2 protein-coding genes are annotated in these 1,963 nt (G+C 58.5%); one reads left to right on the forward strand and one right to left on the reverse strand.

The genetic code is table 11. The features are described from left to right. On the forward strand, positions 1 to 523 hold a 523-nt coding region (locus A2I95_RS34115; protein WP_291736941.1), incomplete at its 5' end, for an ureidoglycolate lyase. A 66-nt stretch (positions 524 to 589) separates the two neighbouring features. On the opposite strand, the gene A2I95_RS34120 is transcribed toward A2I95_RS34115, so the two are convergent. Next, positions 590 to 1,810: a cysteine desulfurase gene (locus A2I95_RS34120; RefSeq protein ID WP_291736943.1), complete on the reverse strand. Its 1,221-nt coding sequence runs from the start codon at positions 1,808 to 1,810 to the stop codon at positions 590 to 592. Positions 1,811 to 1,963 lie beyond the last annotated feature (153 nt).

Consider the following 1,963-nt stretch of genomic DNA (forward strand, 5'->3'; position numbering starts at 1 on the left):
GTCCAGTGGCCTGCCCAGGGTTGGCGCCCGATCGACGAGGGCACCGGGGATGAGGGGGGGCTGGGTCGAGGGCACATTCCGCTGTGACTGGCGCGGGGACGTGCTCTATGGCGAGAACGAAGCGGTCAACGGAAATTATGTGCTGGGCTGGTCCGCTGATCCGCAAACGGCACAGACCGCCGAACAGACCGCGCCGCGGGATCAGGTGCTGCTGTGGCACATGAACTATCACCCCGACGGCGGGCAGATGTTCTTTCCGCTGGAAAACAAACCCTTCATCGTGCCCGCTGCTCTGCCGGGGGATGATCTGAATCCGGAAAAGGTTGTGGCCTTCTGGTGCGACGGATCCAAAGGGTTCTACATCCACCCGAGCATCTGGCATGAGGGAATCTTCCCGGTAGAGAACAACCAGCGCTTTCGCGACCGCCAGGGCAAGGTGCACGCGCGGGTCAGCTGCGATTTGGGTAAGGAGTTTGGTGTCTACCTGTCCTGCCCGCTGCGCGCGGATAAGATCCAAGAGTAAGACGCGTCCCTTAAACCGCAAACGGCGCCTCGCAGGGCGCCGTTTTCGTCTGCTCTTCAACCAGTGTCAGATAAACAATTCGTGTGCCAGCTCCAGCGCATCGATCAGCGTATCGACCTCTTCCTTGGTGTTGTAGAGACCAAAAGAAGCACGGCATGTTGCGGACACGCCCAAGTGATCCATCAGCGGCCCGGCACAGTGATGGCCGGCCCGCACCGCCACCCCCTTTTTATCGAGGATGGTGGAGACGTCATGAGGATGTGCGGCGCCATCCATGGTGAAGCTGAAAATAGCAGCCTTACCAATGGCTTGCCCTTGCACGCTCACCCAGTTTAGGCCTGTCAGACGCTGCATTGCATAATCGCGCAACCCGCCTTCATGTTTGGCGATGTTCTCCATGCCGAGATCCATCATGTAGTTCAGCGCAACACCAAAGCCGATGGTCTGCACGATGCCCGGCGTGCCGGCTTCGAACTTCATTGGAGGATCATTGTAGATGATCTGATCCTTGGAGACTTCCTTGATCATGTCGCCGCCGCCGATAAACGGGCGCATCTCGGCCATGCGTTCTGGCTTGATATATATCGCACCCGAGCCGGAGGGGCCGTAAAGCTTGTGGCCGGTGATCGCGTAGAAATCACAGCCGATATCCTGCACGTCCACCGGCATATGCACCGCCCCTTGCGAGCCATCAACCAGTACCGGCACGCCCTTGGCATGGGCACCCTGGGTGATCGCCTTCACGTCCACCACGGTGCCGAGAACGTTTGAGCATTGAGTGACTGCAACCAGCTTGGTCTTGGGGCCAATGGCGTCGATCACCTTTTCCGGATCCAGGCTGCCATCATCGGCCACATCCACCCACTTCAGCACCACGCCTTGGCGCTCGCGCAGGAAGTGCCAGGGCACGATATTGGCGTGGTGTTCCATCACCGACAGAACGATCTCGTCCCCCGCCTCAAACCGCGGCATGGCCCAGCCATAAGCGACCAGATTGATGCCCTCGGTGGTGCCCGAATTCAGCACGATGGTGTTTTCGTCACCGGCATTCAGGAAGCGGGAAATGATACCACGAACAGCCTCGTATTTCTCGGTCGCGAGATTAGAAAGAAAGTGCAAGCCACGGTGAACGTTGGAATACTCCTCGGCATAGGCGCGTCTCACCGCATCAATCACCACCTGTGGCTTCTGGGCGGAAGCTCCGTTGTCGAGATAAGTCAGCGGCTTGCCGTTCACCTCACGCGCAAGGATCGGGAAGTCGGCACGGATTTTTTCCACGTCATACATGTTCGGGAAGTCCCAGATTGGCTGGGCCGATCAGACCCACGATAAAGAGAAGGGCAAACACCAGGATCATGCTGGCCATCAGAACCACACCAAGCGACCGCCAGACAGAGCCGAACCTGTGCGCTGTATTGACGAAGTGCAAGAGGATAAAGA

The sequence above is a fragment of the Leisingera sp. F5 genome, from assembly GCF_001593695.1.

Bases quoted from the DNA above. Each gene is read 5' to 3' on its own strand.
- A2I95_RS34120 (WP_291736943.1), bottom strand. From the start codon at position 1,810: ATGTATGACGTGGAAAAAATCCGTGCCGACTTCCCGATCCTTGCGCGT.